The 15,822-nt window shown below is 71.1% G+C and carries 17 protein-coding genes; 5 read left to right on the top strand and 12 right to left on the bottom strand.

Annotated elements, in window-relative coordinates; translation table 11 throughout:
* Positions 1-57: 57 nt before the first annotated feature.
* The 4 genes from ACTJKK_RS08015 to ACTJKK_RS08000 are packed head-to-tail and all read right to left on the bottom strand — an operon-like array spanning position 58 to position 4,023.
* Entirely contained in the window at positions 58-1,713 is a 1,656-nt protein-coding gene (locus ACTJKK_RS08015; RefSeq protein ID WP_440747586.1) for a RecQ family ATP-dependent DNA helicase, read from the bottom strand.
* The gene (locus tag ACTJKK_RS08010; RefSeq protein ID WP_440747585.1) at positions 1,710-2,336 is read right to left on the bottom strand and encodes a hypothetical protein; all 627 of its coding nucleotides are present in this window, start codon (positions 2,334-2,336) and stop codon (positions 1,710-1,712) included. The genes ACTJKK_RS08015 and ACTJKK_RS08010 overlap by 4 nt, the downstream gene beginning before the upstream one ends.
* Positions 2,333-3,193 (bottom strand): endonuclease/exonuclease/phosphatase family protein, encoded by an 861-nt coding sequence (locus ACTJKK_RS08005; protein ID WP_440747584.1) that lies wholly within the window; start codon positions 3,191-3,193, stop codon positions 2,333-2,335. The genes ACTJKK_RS08010 and ACTJKK_RS08005 overlap by 4 nt, the downstream gene beginning before the upstream one ends.
* Positions 3,190-4,023, bottom strand: a complete 834-nt coding sequence (locus ACTJKK_RS08000) for a glycosyltransferase (protein WP_440747583.1) — start codon at positions 4,021-4,023, stop codon at positions 3,190-3,192. The genes ACTJKK_RS08005 and ACTJKK_RS08000 overlap by 4 nt, the downstream gene beginning before the upstream one ends.
* A gap of 145 nt (positions 4,024-4,168) precedes the next feature.
* Here ACTJKK_RS08000 and ACTJKK_RS07995 point away from each other — a divergent pair, with 145 nt between their 5' ends.
* Positions 4,169-5,257, top strand: a complete 1,089-nt coding sequence (locus ACTJKK_RS07995) for an alkene reductase (protein ID WP_440747582.1) — start codon at positions 4,169-4,171, stop codon at positions 5,255-5,257.
* Positions 5,258-5,477: 220 nt separating this feature from the next.
* Here ACTJKK_RS07995 and hxlA read toward each other — a convergent pair whose 3' ends face one another.
* Both hxlA and hxlB read right to left on the bottom strand, forming a co-directional pair.
* Positions 5,478-6,101, bottom strand: coding sequence for a 3-hexulose-6-phosphate synthase (hxlA, locus tag ACTJKK_RS07990; protein ID WP_247624623.1), 624 nt, complete (start codon positions 6,099-6,101; stop codon positions 5,478-5,480).
* A 51-nt stretch (positions 6,102-6,152) separates the two neighbouring features.
* A complete protein-coding gene (gene hxlB, locus ACTJKK_RS07985; protein ID WP_440747581.1) occupies positions 6,153-6,734 on the bottom strand; it encodes a 6-phospho-3-hexuloisomerase in 582 nt (193 codons plus the stop codon).
* Positions 6,735-6,828: 94 nt separating this feature from the next.
* On the opposite strand from hxlB, the gene ACTJKK_RS07980 reads away from it, so the two are divergent.
* Both ACTJKK_RS07980 and ACTJKK_RS07975 read left to right on the top strand, forming a co-directional pair.
* Positions 6,829-7,665: a LuxR C-terminal-related transcriptional regulator gene (locus ACTJKK_RS07980; RefSeq protein ID WP_440747580.1), complete on the top strand. Its 837-nt coding sequence runs from the start codon at positions 6,829-6,831 to the stop codon at positions 7,663-7,665.
* 115 nt (positions 7,666-7,780) lie between these two features.
* On the top strand, positions 7,781-8,098 hold the full coding sequence (locus ACTJKK_RS07975) for a DUF2277 domain-containing protein (RefSeq protein WP_247624625.1): 318 nt from the start codon (positions 7,781-7,783) through the stop codon (positions 8,096-8,098).
* Between the two features lie 100 nt (positions 8,099-8,198).
* Here ACTJKK_RS07975 and ACTJKK_RS07970 read toward each other — a convergent pair whose 3' ends face one another.
* The gene (locus ACTJKK_RS07970; protein ID WP_440747579.1) at positions 8,199-8,888 is read right to left on the bottom strand and encodes a DedA family protein; all 690 of its coding nucleotides are present in this window, start codon (positions 8,886-8,888) and stop codon (positions 8,199-8,201) included.
* Positions 8,889-9,009: 121 nt separating this feature from the next.
* On the bottom strand, positions 9,010-10,557 hold the full coding sequence (locus ACTJKK_RS07965) for a helix-turn-helix transcriptional regulator (protein ID WP_440747578.1): 1,548 nt from the start codon (positions 10,555-10,557) through the stop codon (positions 9,010-9,012).
* 191 nt (positions 10,558-10,748) lie between these two features.
* On the opposite strand from ACTJKK_RS07965, the gene ACTJKK_RS07960 reads away from it, so the two are divergent.
* Positions 10,749-11,237, top strand: coding sequence for a pyridoxamine 5'-phosphate oxidase family protein (locus tag ACTJKK_RS07960; RefSeq protein ID WP_247624628.1), 489 nt, complete (start codon positions 10,749-10,751; stop codon positions 11,235-11,237).
* Positions 11,238-11,337: 100 nt separating this feature from the next.
* Here the strand turns inward: ACTJKK_RS07960 and ACTJKK_RS07955 are convergent, their stop codons facing one another.
* Complete coding sequence (locus ACTJKK_RS07955; protein WP_247624631.1) at positions 11,338-11,610, bottom strand: hypothetical protein; 273 nt, start codon at positions 11,608-11,610, stop codon at positions 11,338-11,340.
* Between the two features lie 113 nt (positions 11,611-11,723).
* On the opposite strand from ACTJKK_RS07955, the gene ACTJKK_RS07950 reads away from it, so the two are divergent.
* Positions 11,724-12,056: a DUF7882 family protein gene (locus ACTJKK_RS07950; protein WP_440747577.1), complete on the top strand. Its 333-nt coding sequence runs from the start codon at positions 11,724-11,726 to the stop codon at positions 12,054-12,056.
* Positions 12,057-12,080: 24 nt separating this feature from the next.
* Here the strand turns inward: ACTJKK_RS07950 and ACTJKK_RS07945 are convergent, their stop codons facing one another.
* From ACTJKK_RS07945 to ACTJKK_RS07935, 3 genes are all read right to left on the bottom strand, one after another.
* A complete protein-coding gene (locus tag ACTJKK_RS07945) occupies positions 12,081-13,037 on the bottom strand; it encodes a sugar kinase (protein ID WP_440747576.1) in 957 nt (318 codons plus the stop codon).
* Between the two features lie 28 nt (positions 13,038-13,065).
* Complete coding sequence (gene manD / locus ACTJKK_RS07940; protein ID WP_440747575.1) at positions 13,066-14,292, bottom strand: D-mannonate dehydratase ManD; 1,227 nt, start codon at positions 14,290-14,292, stop codon at positions 13,066-13,068.
* Positions 14,293-14,404: 112 nt separating this feature from the next.
* Complete coding sequence (locus ACTJKK_RS07935; protein ID WP_247624635.1) at positions 14,405-15,796, bottom strand: MFS transporter; 1,392 nt, start codon at positions 15,794-15,796, stop codon at positions 14,405-14,407.
* Between the last annotated feature and the right edge of the window lie 26 nt (positions 15,797-15,822).

The raw sequence follows: 15,822 nt of genomic DNA, 5'->3' as shown, positions 1-15,822 counted from the left end.
TCACCACCGCCGAGACCCATCACCCCACACGTCGGGGGTGGTGGGTCTCGGCGCGCATCAGGCGACGTCGAGGATCCCGCGCTCCAGCGCCTCACGGGCGACGACGCGGTAGCCCTGCTCCGCGAAGAACACCGTCATCCGATCGTCCTCGACGCTGACGACCGTGCCGACGCCCCACTCGCGGTGCTGCACGGCGTCGTCGGGGCGGATGTCGTCGGCATCCCGGTCGTTCCCCGCATCCCCCGATGTCGATCGGGGAGAGGAGCTCGTCTCTCCCGCGTCGCAGCGGTCGCACGCCCCGCACGCCTCCGGGGCCTCGACACCGAAGTACTCCAGCAGGGCGATGCGGCGGCAGCGCACCGCCTCGGCGTAGCCGCGCATGATCGCGATGCGCGATTCGCGGATCCGTCTCTGCGCCTCCTCGTGCTCGCGCACGGCCGTCACGATCGCGGCGGGCGTGCGGCGATCCGCCGCGGTGAATCCCTGCGCAGCGGATGCCGCGGCACCGATCTCGACGAGCGATCCGAGCACGCGTCCGGCTGCCCGCGCCGTCAGGCCCGCCTCATCGCCGATCGCCGTGGTGCGCGCGGGTCCGTCGGCACGCCGAAGGGCGGCCCAGACCGCTCTCACCTCGGCGGGTCGGGTGCGTCCCCCGGCGAAGAACGACCGCACGGAGAAGTCCTCGGGACGGTAGTGCAGCACGGCGTGCGCCGGCTCTCCATCGCGCGCGGCCCGGCCGATCTCCTGGGCGTAGGAGTCCAGCGACTCGGTGACGTCGGCGTGCACGACGCGGCGCACGTCGGACTTGTCGATCCCCATGCCGAAGGCCGACGTGGCGACCACGACGTCGAGCCGCCCGGCGCTCCACGCGGCGTGCACCGCCTCCCGATCCCGCGCGGACATGCCGCCGTGGTACGCCGCGGCCCGTCGTCCGCGCTCGGTCAACGCCTCGGTGTACTCGCGCGTCTCCTTACGGGTCGCGACGTAGACGAGCGTGGCACCGGCCTCGTCCGCGGCATCGTCGACGACGGCTCGGCGCTTCTGCGCGTCGTCCTCGTAGCGGCGCACCGCGAGATGGATCTCGGGGCGGTCCATTCCGCGGATCTCGAGGTGCGGATCGCGCATGCCCAGACGCTCGACGATGTCGTCGCGCACGGGCGAGGAAGCGGTGGCGGTGAGGGCGAGCACCGGCGGATGCCCGAGGGCGTCGACCATGTCGCCGATGCGCGCGTAGTCGGGTCGGAAGTCGTGCCCCCACGCCGACACGCAGTGGGCCTCGTCGACGACGACCAGCCCCACGCCGGCGGCGAGGAGACGGTCGCGCACCTCGGATCGGGCGAGCTGCTCGGGCGCGAGGAACAGGTACACCGGCTCACCGCTCTCCACCGCCGCCCAGGCCTCGCGCACGGCCCGGGCCGAGGTGCGCGAGTTGATCGCGACGGCGGCCGGGGCATCCGGGGCGTGGTCGATCGATGCGACCTGGTCGCGCTGCAAGGCGAGAAGAGGAGAGATCACCAGTGTGACGCTCCCGAGCTCGAGTCCGGCGATCTGGTAGACCGCCGACTTCCCGGCGCCGGTCGGGAAAACGACGAGCGTGTCGCGTCCGCCGACGACGGCCTGGATGGCCTCGGCCTGACCCGGCAGGAGGGTGGACCATCCGAACGCCTCGCGTGCGGTCTGCCGTGTCTCGGCGAGGGTGAGGGTGCAGCTCACGGGTGGGATCCTCCGTTCGTGGCGGGCAGGGCGCCCGCGGTTTCGGGCGAGGGACGGCGCGCCAGTCGCACGCGGGCCAGCAAGACCCCGGCGAGGATGCCGCCGAGCCCGCCGAACACCATGTCGCCGATCGTGTCCTGGTAGGTGACGAAGATGTCGTCGCTGAGGAAGGCCCATCCCACCCACTCGATCATCTCCCACACCGCGCTGATGGCGAGGGCGAGCAGGGGCAGCATCACGAGCGGCGTGCGCGGTCGGGCACCGGTGTCGAGGGTGAGGGCCACGACGCCGCAGCGCTCGAGCACGACGGCGGCGATGACCGCGAGCACCCCCGTGCACACGCCGTGCAGCAGCAGGTCCCACCCGGTGATCGTCCGGTAGAGGTCGAAGACGTTGCTCCAGGCCGCGACGAGCACGGTGGCGCACGTGACGACGTCGAACCAGGGCCGCAGCCCGAGCATCCGCGGCAGCATGAGGGCGGGCAGCGCGAGGGCGGCGATCCCCGCATCGGTGGGCTTCAGCCACACCGCCGCGGCGATCACCGCCAGCACCCCCACGACGCGCAGGCCGTCGGCCGCCCATTCCGCCGCGGTGCGCGGCGGGCGCAGGAAGTCTTCTTTCATCGTGTCGTTCTCCTGGCACTGCTCGCGTCGACGGCGCCGACGCGGATCACCGCCTGCACCGCGAGGTGGTCGGACGGATGCACCCCGTCGAAGGTGCGCGCATTCGCCCCCACCGCGCGCACCTGCACGCCGGGAGTGACCGCGATCGCGTCGATGCGGCGGCCCCCGGCCCGGGGGCGTCGGTAATGCGTGTAGGTCCCCCAGTGCGGGGAGAGGTGCACGTCGGCGACGGCCCGGGCGTCGGTCAGCCGTTCTCCGTCGAACAGCGCGCGCACCGAGGCCGAGCGGACATCGGCGTTGAGATCGCCCGTCACGACGGCGGGGATGCCCCGCTCCCGGACGAATGCGGCGATGTCCGCGGCCGATCGGCGCCGCGATCGCCGCGAGAAAGGGTCGAGGTGCGTGTTCACGGCGAGCAGGCGCGCTCCGGTCGAGCGGTCGACGAACTCGGCCCACACGGCGATGCGCGGGATGGCGTTGCCCCACCCGGTCGACCCCGGCACGTCGGGGCGGTCGGACAGCGCCCGCTGGCCGCCGTCGACGAGCTGCAGGCGCGTGCCGTCGTAGAGCAGCGGCGTGCCCTCTCCCGTTCCCCCGCGCCCGCGTCCGCGTCCCAGCGACCGGTAGCCGTCGCCGAGCGCTCTCCGGATCGACGGCATCACGCGGGGCAGCGCCTCCTGCAGCCCCAGCAGCGTCGGGCGCTCCGAGGAGAGGAGCGCATGCAAGGCGGGAGCACGCGTGCTCCAGCGATCGGCGCGCGCGATCAGCGGTCCCTCCATCGCGCGGCGCACGTTCAGTGTCATCACGTGCAGCTCCGGCGGGGCGGTCGGGCCGATGAGCGTCGCGGCGGCGTTCACCGGCGGCTCCCGCGGGGCGACGACGTGCGTCGGCGGGTGCGATGAGCGAGCATTCGTCCCCACCGCAGCGGCGGGAAGTCGTGCGGCCAGTGCACGAGCACGCTGCGCATCCCGCGGTGCACGCGCCGGCCGAAGTGGCCGCCGGTGAACGGGCGCATCGACATGCCCATCGACAGTCCGGGGAGCGCGCGGATGCGGTGTCTCTCGCCGAGGTGGAAGGCGAGGTCGAGGTCATCGTGCACCTCGGGGTCCTGGCGGTGCACCTCGTCGCGCACCGCGAGCCAGGCGTCGCGGCGGAATGCGAGGTTCGAACCGAACAGAGGACGGTGTCCGAGCGCCAGCCCGGTCACGGCCGCGTAGGCGCCGAGGTAGAGCGCGGCCAGGGGAGCGCGGAGAGCGCTCGGGCCGTCGGTGAAGTGCGCCCGACCGGTGAACGCGGCGACGTCGTGCGCGGCGGCGAACGCGCGCGAGACCTCGTCCACCCATCCGGCGCCGGGGAGGCAGTCGGCATCCAGGCGAAGGATCAGATCGCCGTGCGCCGCATCGTACCCGGCGGCCGCGGCGGCGCCGATGCCGGGGTCCGCGCAGGTGATCACGCGGGCACCGGCCGCGCGGGCGACGACGGCGGATGCGTCGGTGGATGCGTTGTCGACCACGACGATCTCGTCCGCCGGCGTCGTCTGACCGGCGAGCGCGGCGAGGCAGAGGGCGAGGAGGTCCGCGTCGTCCTTCACCGGGATCACGATCGAGGTGGTCAGCGTGCGCGGCGGATGCATCGGTTCCCGTCTCCCGTGGTGCCGATCGTCGTCGAGATCCTCGGCGGTGATCATCTCGTCCCACGGTAGGCGGGCGGCGCGGAGTGGCGCATCGGGTTGACGCCCGCCGATCCCGCCGCTATCGGGAACCGCCATCGGGCACCGCCATCGGGCACCGCCATCGGGAATACGGAAGGGCCGACGCCTCTTGACTCCCGGTGTGAGTCTTTTCGATCCCGCCGTCTTCGGCGCCCTGAACCTGTCCAACCGCGTCGTCATGGCGCCGCTGACGCGCACGCGCGCAGACGACGCCGGCGTGCCCACCGACACGATGGTGGAGTACTACCGCCAGCGCGCGGGCCAGGGACTGATTATCAGCGAGGGCGTGTGGCCGGCGGCCGAGGGCAAGTCGTACCCCGGGCAGCCGGGAATCGTCACGCCCGCGCAGATCGAGGGCTGGCGTCGGGTCGCCGACGCCGTGCACGCGGCCGGGGGAACGATCGTCATGCAGCTCATGCACGGCGGACGCGTCTCGCACCCGCTCATCTCGGGTGAGGACCGTATCGTCGGCCCCAGCGCGCTCGCCGCTCCGGGCCAGACCCGCACGCCCGAGGGCAAGGCCGATCTGCCCGTCGCGCACGCGCTCACCCTCGACGAGATCCCCGTGGTGATCGAGCAGTTCGTGCAGGCGGCGCGCAACGCGATCGCGGCCGGCTTCGACGGGGTCGAGGTGCACGGCGCCAACGGCTACCTCGTGCACGAGTTCCTCTCGCCGGTGTCGAACGTCCGCGACGACTCCTACGGCGGATCGCCCGAGAACCGTGCGCGCTTCGCCGTCGAGGTGACACGCGCCGTCGCCGCGGCGGTGGGCGCGGAGCGCACCGGCATCCGTCTGTCTCCCCAGCACAACATCCAGGGCGTGCTCGAAGAGGACGACGCCGACGCGCGTGCCACCTACACCGCCGTCGCGAACGGCCTCGCCGCCCTCGGACTCGCGTTCGTCGACGTGCTCAACGCCGACCCGCGCGCCGATCTGGTGCAGGCGATCCGGGCGGCGTCGAAGGCCCCGCTCATCGTCAACTCGGGCTTCGCGACCCCCACCACCCGCGAGGAGGCCGTGGAACTCGTCGACGAGGGATGGGCGGATGCCGTCGCCGCCGGGCGCCCCGTGATCGCCAACCCCGACCTCGTCGAGCGCTGGCGCACGCGGGCCGAGCTCAACGAGCCCCGTCCCGAGCTGTTCTACGGTTCGACGGCGGAGGGCTACACCGACTACCCGTCGCTCGAGGACTCGCGCTCGGAGGCCTGACGCGCGCACGTCGAGGCCCGGCGGCATCCGCTCGCTGTTTCGAGGCCCGACGGCATCCGCTCGCTGTTTCGAGGCCCGGCGGCATCCGGCGCTGTTTCTTGGCCCGACGGCATCCGGAAATGCATCGATCGGTGCGAAACGTCGATTCTGGGGACTGGAAGTCGACATTTCGCACCGATCGATGCGCTCGCAAGAGGGGGCGCGAGGGGCGGGTACCCCGTCAGACGATCGCCGCGCGCAGCGCTGCCGCCGCGTCGCCGACGTTGTCGGCGCTGTAGATCGCGCTGCCGGCGACGGCGACCTGCGCACCGGATGCCTGCACCGCGGCGATGCTCGACGCATTCACGCCACCCGCGACCGAGAACGCGACGCCGGATGCCGCGCCGTCGGTGAGGAGGCTGTCGAGGGAGTAGCCCTCCTGCGCCTGCTCGTCGAGGCCGGCGTGCATCTCGACGAACTCCGCGCCGAGGCCGATGACCTGCTGGGCGCGAGCGGCCTTGTCGGCGACGCCGATCAGGTCGACGACGATGCCCTTGCCGTGCTTCTTCGCGGCCTTCACGGCACCGGCGATGGTGCTGTCGTCGGCGGCGCCGAGCACGGTCACGAGGTCGGCGCCCGCGCCGAAGGCGATGTCGGCCTCGAGCTCACCGGCATCCATCGTCTTGAGGTCGGCGAAGATGACCTTGTCGGGGTGCGCCTCCTTGAGCGCGGTGATCGCCGATAGGCCCTCGCTCTTGATGAGGGGCGTGCCGAGCTCGAGGATGTCGACGTGCGCCGCGGCGGCCGCGGCCAGCTCCAGGGCCTTCTCGGTGCTGAGGGTGTCGATGGCGAACTGCAGTTTCATGGGTGTTCCGTTCTTCTGGGGATGGTGCGAGGGGTGAGGGGCGGGCGGGAGTCACTCGAGGTTCGCGTGCCGCGGCCACAGCTCGTCGGCGCTCGATCCCTGGCGCTGCCAGAGCGCGTGGAAGAGCCCGTCGCCGATCACGACGACGATCTGCTCGAACAGGCCTCCGGCGTACTGAGCGGATGCCTCGGCGCTGCGGTCGAGCTTCTGCGCCGCGGGCACCCGCACGCGCACGTCGGCGAGGTCGGAGAGGGGTGACGACTCGGCGGTGGTGATCACGCCGACGCGTGCGCCGATCTCGGAGGCGCGGGTGGCCGCGCGCACGATGGACTCGGTGGTGCCCGAACCGCTCGCGGTGAGCAGCACGTCGCCCGCCGCGATGGCCGGCGTGGTGGTGTCGCCCACCACGTGCACGTCGAGTCCCAGGTGCATCAGGCGCATCGCCGTCATGCGAAGGGCGAGCCCTGAGCGGCCCGCGCCCATCACGAAGACGCGGTCGGCGTCGGTGAGGAGGGCGGCGAGGTCGTCGAGCTGACGTGCGTTCGCGACGCTCGTGCGCTCGGCGGCGTGCAGGAGCTCGTTGGCGACGAGGGAGATCGACGCTCCCGGGGAGATGGTGGCGGTGAGGGGCATCTCCCCAGCCTCGCCAGCATCCGATCGTCGGGCGCTCCTGCCTCGGGACCGTTCCCCCTACCCGAAAGGAGGGGGCGGGATAGAGTGGGTGCCCATGAGCGCCACCGACCACACCGACCGCACCGCGCAGACCGCGTCGCGCCGCCTGACCGCCGATCACTCCCGCGCGCTCGCCGAGCAGCGCGACCGGTACGCGCTCACGCTCGAGTCCCTGCTCGCGACGCTGCGCTCGACCCGCCTCGACGACCGGGCGGCGCGCACGATCGCTGTCGACGTCGCCGCCGGTGCCCTCGTGGGGCTGCGCACCCTGAACGACGAGCAGGGGGCGGGCCTCGAGCCGGTCACCGGGGCGTTCGAACGGCTGCGCGGAGACCTGCGCCCGCTCGTGCGGTACAGCGAGCTCGACGTGCAGTTCGTCGAACCGCCCGCCAACGGGCGTGCTCTCCCCGGCGACGTCGCGCACTCCGCACGAGCCATCGTGCGCAGCACCGTGCTGGCGATCGTCGACCGCGGCGACACCCGGCGCGTGCGCATCCAGTGGGACTGCGACGGCCTCAACCTGCTCATCGGCATCCGCGACGACGGCCGCGGCGACCTCACCGCCCACGACGACACGCTGCGCTCGATCGGTGAGCAGGTGTCGACCCTCGCCGGGGACTTCTCGGTGTCGGCCACCCCGGGCTGGGGCTCGGAGGTCGGCATCCGCCTTCCCCTCGACCCACCCGCGGATGCCGGCGACCTCCCCGCCGCGATCGACGCCAGTCCCCGCGAACGCGACGTTCTGCGGCTGATCGCCGCCGGTCGACGCAACCGCGAGATCGCGCACACGCTCAGCGTCAGCGAGAACACCGTGAAGTTCCACGTCTCGAACCTGCTGCGCAAGTCCGGGGCCACCTCGCGGGTCGAGCTCGCGGCGATCGCGCGCGGCTGACCACCCGTTCGGAGGGGCGGACCCGTGCAAACGGGTGGACGCGTCGGATCCGCGGGGTGTCGCGGCCACGCCGCCACCCCTTGACTCCGGCGCTCAGCGATCTAGCCTGGCTGGCATGTGCCGCAACATCATCCCCCTGAACAACCTCGAGCCCCCGGCATCCGACGACGAATGCCACGACGCCGCCCTGCAGTTCGTGCGCAAGATCTCGGGGACGAACGCCCCGTCGCGAGCCAACCAGGAGGTGTTCGACCGGGCGATCGCCGAGATCGAGCGGTCGGTGCGGAGCCTGCTCGACGGACTCGTCACCTCGGCGCCGCCGAAGAACCGTCAGGAGCAGGCCGCCAAGCGCCAGGCGCGCTCGGCCGAGCGCTACGAGGCGATCCGGGTGTTCCAGGACGCGAAGCGCGCCGCGCGCGCCGCCGAGGCCTGACCCATCGTGCATCGATCGGTGCGAAACGTCGGCGAAGAGGCGCCATGACCGACATTTCGCACCGATCGATGCACTCGTGGAGGGCGCACTCGGGGAGGGCTCACTCGGCGTCGGGCTGCGGCATCCGTCGCGTCGAGCCCTCGCGCAGCCGCCGCAGGATGCGCATGGCGATGAAGATCAGCACCAGCAGCGCGATCGCCCCGACCGCGATGTTCGAGATGAGGCCGCTCCACTCCTCGAGCACCGGCCTGATGGCCGGGCCGAACGCGAAGCCGAGACCGATCCAGATGGCGTTCCAGATGCCCGAGCCGATCAGCGTGTAGAGCGTGAACTTCCACAGCGGCATGCGCTCGATGCCCGCGGGGATCGAGATGAACGACCGCACGAGCGGCACGCAGCGTCCGAAGAGCACCGCCCCGCCGCCCCAGCGGGCGAAGAACGCCTCGGCCTTGTCGAAGTCCTCGTAGTCGAGCAGGGGGATGCGCCCGACGATCCGACGCGTGCGGTCGCGCCCGACCGCGGCGCCGATCGCGTACCAGATCAGTGCGCCGACGAGCACGCCGAGAGTGGCCGCCGCCCACGCGCCCCACGCGCTCATCCGGCCCTCGTAGGCGAGGAACCCGGCGACCGGCAGGATCGCCTCCGAGGGGATCGGCGGCACGAACGTCTCGATGAGGATCGCGATGCCGACGCCCACCTCCCCGAGCGATTCGATGAGGCTCAGCACCCACCCGACGAAACCGTCGTAGGCGGGGGCGGATGCTTCCAGGGCGGGGGCGATGCGGCTCATCGTGTCCTCAGGTGTCGGGGATCGCGGTGGTCGTACCCGTCGACGCTATCCCGTGCACCTGAGTCCCGGCTCAGCGTCCGTCCCGGCTCAGCGTCCGTCCCGGCTCAGCGTCTGCCCCGGCTCAGCGTCCGAGCTGGAACAGCTCGATCAGCTCCTGACGGCTCGAGACCTCGAGCTTGCGGAACGCGCCGCGCAGCTGCGACTTGACCGTGTTGACGCTCACGTGCTGCTTCGCGGCGATCTCGGTGTTCGAGAGCCCGGCCAGCGCCGACGCCACGACCGCGGCTTCACGGCGGGTGAGGGCCTCGGTCCCGGCGACGGCCGTCGTCTCCGACAGCCCGCGCAGGAGGTCGGCGATCCCGGGCTCGCCGCGCTCCTCGATCAGGTCGGCGAGCGTCCGGCGTGCGGCGGTCGACGCCGAAGGGAAGGCGGAGTAGAGGCCGTTCCAGGTGGCGAGCGCCGCGGCGCGCTGCAACAGGTCGTCGCGCTGCGAGGGCGAGCCCGTCTCGGCGGCGATGACGAGGGCCGGGATGATCACGCGAGGCCGAGCGCTCGACGCCTGCAGGAGCGGAGCGATCAGGCGGCGTGCGGCGGCGGGCTGTTCGCGCTGCAGCAGACGGCGCGCGAGCAGAGCGGTACCGGTCTGCGCCACGACGCTCGCATCGGCATCGGGCGCGGTGCTCCCGAGTTCTCGGGCCGCGCGGTCGGGCTGGTGCAGCAGCAGAAGCAGCAGATAGCGCACCATGGCCGTGTACTCGGCGTTCACGGGAACCTGGGCGTACTCCGGGGCGAGGCCGGAGACGAAGGAGTCGAACTCCGACAGCAGCACCTGGGCCTCGTCGCGCCGATCCGGCGGGGTGCTGTAGGCGCGCAGTGCGAAGTACGGGCCCCAGAAATCGAGCGACAGCGTGATGTCGATCCCGTCGAGGATGCCGCGGGCGGCGTCCATCTCGAGGCGGTCCATGTGCAGCACGGCATCGGCCATGCGGCCGGCGGCCGGGGCATCCGCGGCCCACCAGGCATCGGCCGGAACCTCCGGAAGCCGGCCGAGCCAGCGAGCCGCGTCGCGCCCGCGACCGTGCAGCGCGTGGATGAGGGCGCTGGCGCCCCCGGACGTGGTGCGCACGAGACGGTTGTCGACCGACTCGGCCCAGTCGTAGCTGCGCGCGAACTGCTCGAGCGCATCGTCGAACCGACTGGCGAGGAAGTATGTCACGGCCCAGTGGTAGTGGAGCTCGGGAAGGGCGTTCGCGAAGGTGGGCACCATCTCGACGGGGACGGCGCGCAGGGTCTCCACGGCCTGGTCGGCGGACGCGGCGGCGTCGGCCAGGCGTCCGTCGCCGCGCGCAGTCGCGATGCGGCCGGTCAGGGCGGCGAGCCGGTCGAGCGGCGGCGCATCCGGGTCGTCCGAGAGGATGTCGGGGTAGGCGCGCCGCTCGGGAAGTCGGTTCGATCGTCGGCGCAGGTGCTCCTCGGCGAAGCGCAGGCGCGGATGCGCCTCGAGAACGGCCGGGGGCAGGGACTCGATCGTGCGGATCAGCAGCTGCGGATGGTCCTGATAGAGGTCGCTCCAGCGCGAGCCCAGGATGCCGATCACCCCGGTCCAATCGTCGTCGTCCCGTGCGGAGGCGAGCGACTGTTCGAGCTCTTCGGCGGCTCCTGCGGTCATTGGATCGATCTCTCCCTCGTCGTTCCCCTCGACCGTCCCAGTCTGGCAGAAGCGACGCGCGGTGATTGCGCAACCATCGCGCGTCGCGGTAAGCCCTCCCGGTGGGAATCGCAACCCCCTCGGCGCCGGCATCCGGTCGTCGCAGGATGACGGTGACGTCGCGCGAATCGTGGCGCAGAAGGGACACTCTCATGACCGACACCACACCCGTCCAGCGGGTCGCCGAGCTCCTCAAGGACTTCCGCTTCGCGATGTTCACCACGCGCAACGCCGAGGGGCGACTCGTCTCGCATCCGCTCACCGTGCAGGAGGCCGAGTTCGACGGCGACCTGTGGTTCCTCGTGTCGAAGAGCGCCACGCTCGTGCTCGACGCGCAGGCCGACGAGCGGGTGGGCGTCTCGCTCAGCTCGAACGACTCGTGGGTGTCGCTCTCGGGCACCGCGGAGCTGGTCGACGACCCGGCGAAGGTGCGCGAGCTCTGGAGCCCCACGGTCGAAGCCTGGTTCACGAACGGGCCGGACGACCCCGAGGTGGGCCTGCTGAAGTTCACCGCCGAATCCGCCGAGTACTGGGACAGCCCGGGCGGGAAGATCGCCTCGCTGTTCAGCTTCGTGAAGTCCAAGATCACCGGCGAGCCCTACGAGGGCGAGAACGAGACGGTCGAGCTGCCGCAGCGATGAGTGCGGGGCATCCGTCGTCCTGGTGAGGGCGGATGCCTCCGCATAGGCGCAAGCTCGCGGCGCTGCAGGGCGACGAGCGCGCCGAGATCATCAACTGATCTCAGAGATCCCAGTCGGCGATCGGGTGCACGGGAGCCTCCTCCACGAGCGCGACCGAGCTCACGTGCTCGACCGAGATGACGACGCGAGCGCCCGGCGAGACCAGTACGCTCACCAGCCCGTTGCGGTCGGAGATGTCGACGAACGTGGGTTCCGATCGGGCCGCGGCTTCGATACGCCCCATGAGTTCCAACAGGTCGCGGTCGCCGTCCAGGAGGAACTCGCGGCCATCGATGTCGATGCGTGCTCTCGTGTTCGTCCTCGGCTCGTCCATGCGCTCGACGGTAGACCCGATCCCGGCCGATCCTGAGGGGGTTGCGCGACTCGGATGCCGTTGGTAGCCGTCGCTCCGGCCGACGTCGTGCGACCGCGACTATCGTTTCGATCATGGGTTCATTGCACTACGGCGGCTCCGATTCCCCGATCCGCATCGAGGACCGCGCGCTCGCGCACCTCAAGGTGGCGATCGCCACGAAGCTGCGCCGAAACGAGAGCTTCACGCTGTCGTGGCGGCACAGCGACGGCGACGAGAACGGGCGGTCGACGATCTGGCTGCACCCCTCGATCCCGCTGCGCTTCACGTTCGACGACCCCGAGGCGCCGCAGCTGAACCTGAAGTGGATCGAGCAGCTGATGATGTCGGCGAACTCCTCGGGCGGCATCAGCCTCGTCGACGAGATGCTCGAGACGCCCGAGACGCCCGAGACTCCGCAGAACTGAGAGACGCTCGCGGGCGGGGGCCGCTCAGCGACGTACCGGGTCGCCCCCGCCGTCGAGGAATCGCGCGAGGTCGCGCATCGTGGGAGCCGCCTCCCAGTCGCCCGGCACGAGGCAGGCGATCGCACCGCAGGCGTTGGCGCGCCGGAGGCTGTCGGTGATGCCCTGCCCCTCGAGTCGCGCGCTGAGGTAGCCCGCCACGAACGCGTCACCCGCGCCGACCGTGTCGACCACGTCGATCGCGAAGCCCGGAGCTGGGGTGACGCCGTCGGGCGTGAAGACGGTCGCCCCGTCCGGGCCCTGCTTCACCACGACCTGACCGACGCCCGCGGCGTGCAGCAGCGCCGCCGCGTCGGTCGCGGATGCCCCGGGGTACAGCACCGCGAACTCCTCGGCACCGCCGAACACGATGTCGGCGCGTTCCGCGAGTTCTCGCAGGATCGGCCCGGCGACGGCGACCGGGGCCAGCGCCGAGCGGTAGTTGATGTCGACGCTCACCGTCACCTCGGCGGCCGTCGCGCGGTCGACCGCGACCAGCAGCGCCTCGCGCGCCGAGGTCGACAGCAGCGGCGTGATACCGGTGACGTGCAGGATCGCCGCGCGCTCGATCCACTCCGCGGGGAGGTCGTCGGGCCGCAGCCGCGATCCGGCCGAGCCCGCGCGGTAGTAGTGCACCGCGGTGGATGCCGCGGACGGCCGTTCCTTCACCATGAGCCCGGTCGGGGCATCCGCATCGACGATGCCGTGCACGTCGACGCCCTCGGCGCGGATCTCGCGCAGCACCCGCTCGCCGAGCGAGTCGTCGCCGACCCGGCCGAGCCACGAGACGGATGCCCCGAGTCGGCGCATCCCGATGGCCACGTTGCTCTCGGCCCCTCCGACACCGAGCGACATCGCGCTCGCGTGCCGGAGGGAGCCGATCTCGGTGGTGCGCATCAGCGCCATGCTCTCGCCGAGGGTGATCACGCCGCCGGGCGTGCTCATCCCGCGATCGTCGCCCGTCATGAACGCGTCACCAGTCGTGGACGGTGCCGTCGAGCAGACGGTTCACCGGCAGGTACGCCTTGGTGTACTCGTGGCCCGCCGCGGCATCCTCGTCGAGCTCGACGCCCAGGCCGGGGGTGTCGCCCGGGTGCAGGAAGCCCTTGTCGAAGGTGAACGAGGTCTGGAAGACCTCGAGCGTCTGGGCGTTGTGCGGCATGTACTCCTGGATCCCGAAGTTGTGGATCGCCAGGTCGAGGTGCAGCGCTGCGGCCATGCCGACGGGCGAGATGTCGGTCGGGCCGTGGATGCCGGACTTGATGCCGTAGACCGCGGCGAAGTCGAGGAGCTTCTTCATGGCGGTGATGCCGCCGGTGTGGGTGACGGCCGAGCGCACGTAGTCGATCAGACGCTCGGTGATGAGCGTCTGGTAGTCGTAGACCGAGTTGAAGACCTCGCCGATCGCGAGCGGCGTCGTGGAGTGCTGGCGCACCAGGCGCAGCGCCGTCTGGTCCTCGCCGGGGGTGCAGTCCTCGAGCCAGAACAGGTCGTAGGGCTCGATGTCCTTCGCGAAGCGCGCCGCCTCGATCGGGGTCATGCGGTGGTGCCCGTCGTGCAGGATGCGCAGGTCGGAGCCGAAGTCCTCGCGGATGCTGGCGAAGACGCCGGGCATGTGGTTCAGGTAGTTGCGGGTGTCCCACCGCTCCTCGCTGGGACGGTCGCCCGAGCGCTTGGCGGGCTCGTAGTCGTAGCGCACGCCCGGGCCCGACGACGAGACGCCGTAGATCTGGCCGAGACCGGGCACACCGGTCTGCACCCGCACGGCCGTGTAGCCGAGCTCCTCGTAGCCGGTGATCGCGTTCTTGAGGGCGGCGTAGTCGGTGCCGGAGGCGTGGGCGTAGACGCGCACGCCCTCGCGGCTGGCTCCGCCGAGCAGCTGGTACAGGGGCATGCCGGCCTTCTTGGCCTTGATGTCCCACAGGGCCATGTCGACCGCGGCGATCGCCGCCATCGTGACCGGGCCGCGGCGCCAGTACGGGCCGCGGTAGAGGTACTGCCAGGTGTCCTCGATGCGATCCTCGTCGCGGCCGACGAGCATCGAGGCGACGTGGTCGGCGAGGTACGAGGCGACCGCGAGCTCACGCCCGTTGAGGGTCGCGTCACCGAGGCCGGTGATGCCGTCGGAGGTCGTGATCTTGAGCGTGACGAAGTTGCGTCCGGGGCTGGTGATGTTGACGTCGACGAGCTCGATGGTCATGGCGTTCTCGGTTCTCCTGGTGAAGCGGGGTGTCGTGCGGGGGCGTGATGGGTGTGGTGCGGGGTGCGGCCGAAGATCTCGGCCGCACCCCGGGTCGTGGTGCGTGGTGCGATCAGATCGCGTCGCGCGGATCGGTCAGATCGCGACCGGCGACCTCGGGCATCCAGATCGACGCGACGAGCGCGCAGAGCGTGAAGAACACGAGCATGATGATGATCGGGATGAACGAACCGGTGACGGCTGAGACCCACGCGGCGGCGATGACGGGGCCGGCGCCGGTCGCGATGATCGCCGCGATCTCACGGGCCATCGCGGTGTAGGTGTAGCGGTTGCGGGCTCCGAACAGCTCGGGGAGCGTGAGGTTCTCGAGCGAGGCGAAGCTCATCACCGCGAGGTTGTGCAGCACCACATAGCCGATGAAGACCTGCGTGGTGTCCTTGCTGCTGATCATGAGCATCGTCGGAACGATGACGATCAGGGCGATGATCGCCCACACCATGTACATGCGCTTGCGGCCGAAGCGGTCACCGAGCCAGCCCGACAGCGGCACCGTGATGAAGGCGACGAGCGACGAGACGATCACGGCGTTGACGCCGATCGAGCGGTCGAGCAGCAGCACGACGGTGATGTAGCTGATGAGGTACGTCTGGATCATGCCGGAGTTGCCGGCCTGACCGAAGCGCAGCAGCAGGGCGATCGAGAAGGCCTTCCACGGCTTGCGCTGCATCGCCTCGAGCGTGCGGATGTCTCCGGTCTCGGTGGCGAGCTGGATCGTCTCCTCGCGGGACAGGGCCTTGCCGTCGACGACGTCGTCGCGCTCCTCGAAGACCGGGGTCTCCTTGAGGTTGAAGCGCACCCAGATGGCGAACAGCATGATGACGGCGCTGGCGATGAAGGGGATGCGCCAGGCCCAGTCGATGACCTCGTCCTCGCTGTAGGCGACGAGCAGGATCGCCCAGATGCCCGATGCGAGCAGCGTGCCGCAGTTCGTGCCGAGGGCGACGAGCGAGGCGATGATGCCGCGGCGCTTGGCCGGGGCGTACTCGGCGAGCATGACGCCGGCGCCGGAGATCTCGGCTCCCGCACCGAAGCCCTGGGCGATGCGCAGGAGCACGAGCAGGATCGGCGCGAGCACGCCCACCTGCGAGTACGTCGGCAGGAAACCGATGAGCGTCGTCGCGAGACCCATGAGCAGGATCGTGTAGAAGAGCACCTTGGTGCGGCCGGTCTTGTCGCCGAGGCGGGCGAAGAAGAACGCGCCGACGGGGCGGGCGACGTAGCCGACGCCGTAGGTGGCCATCGCGGCGACGACCGCGACGGCGGGGTTCTCGGACGAGAAGAACAGATCGGCGAAGACGAGCGCGGCTGCCAGCGAGTACAGCTGGTAGTCCATGAACTCGAGCGCGGTGCCGAGCCACCCCGAGATGGCGGCGCGGACGAGGTCGCGCACCGACCTCTTCGCGGTGGGATCGGCGGCCGGGGCCGTCGTGGTGGCGTCTGACATGGGAGGTACTCCTTCGGACCAGAAAG

The organism is Microbacterium sp. 22179, assembly GCF_052045715.1.
Lineage (GTDB): Bacteria > Actinomycetota > Actinomycetes > Actinomycetales > Microbacteriaceae > Microbacterium > Microbacterium galbinum.
This window is presented reverse-complemented; position numbering and strand designations above follow the sequence as displayed.